The sequence below is a fragment of the Rhizobium sp. SVR5-2C genome, from assembly GCF_056755115.1.
In genome coordinates this window covers 1-247 of sequence record NZ_JBNDHT010000499.1, presented here as the reverse complement: position 1 = coordinate 247, position 247 = coordinate 1, and the positions used below count along the sequence as shown (strand labels likewise).

General features: G+C 62.8%; 1 protein-coding gene. It reads left to right on the top strand.

Translation table 11 applies throughout. The features are described 5' to 3' along the window. Positions 1 to 247: hypothetical protein (locus tag ACPYOI_RS36665; protein ID WP_481424258.1), on the top strand; the 247-nt coding region annotated here is incomplete at both ends.

The window sequence follows — 247 nt, the reverse complement described above, 5'->3', positions numbered from 1 at the left end:
GGCGGACGATGTGCGCGCCGTGCTGGACGAAGGGTCGTCTGGCGATGCTGCCGTCGATGCGGCTATCGACACCGGTATGCATGAGCAGTTCGCGCGCGGCTTCGAGGCCTACGCCATGGAAGGTAAGGCGCCCTCGATCGAGCTGCACTCTGCCTTCGAGCGTTTCACCCAGTGGCTGACCCACCTCTACAAGTCGCTGCGGAACCTGAACGTCAACATCCCGCCGGAGATGAAGACGTTCTACGAC